Annotated in this window: 1 protein-coding gene; it reads right to left on the bottom strand. The window is 69.0% G+C overall.

Annotation, left to right across the window (positions count from 1 at the left end):
* Window positions 1-255 (bottom strand): ATP-binding cassette domain-containing protein (locus RM844_RS33415; RefSeq protein WP_311671166.1); only part of this gene is annotated, 255 nt, incomplete at both ends.

Here is a 255-nt window from a genome sequence, read left to right as displayed (position 1 = left end):
CGAGGTTTCCGGTGGGTTCGTCGCCGAAGCTGATGTCGGGGCGGGCGGCCAGCGCGCGGGCGACGGCGACGCGCTGCTGTTGGCCGCCGGAGAGCTGGTTGGGGCGGTGCTTGAGGCGCTCGCCCAGACCGACGGTGTCGATGACCCGCCGCAGCCACTCCTGCTCGGGCTTGCGGCCGGCTATGTCCATCGGGAGGGTGATGTTCTCGATGGCGTTGAGCGTGGGCAGCAGGTTGAACGCCTGGAAGATGAATC

This window comes from Streptomyces chisholmiae, from assembly GCF_031845445.1.
Taxonomy (GTDB): domain Bacteria; phylum Actinomycetota; class Actinomycetes; order Streptomycetales; family Streptomycetaceae; genus Streptomyces; species Streptomyces chisholmiae.
The sequence above is the reverse complement of the archived record's forward strand: the minus strand, read 5'-3'. Positions and strand labels throughout refer to the sequence as shown.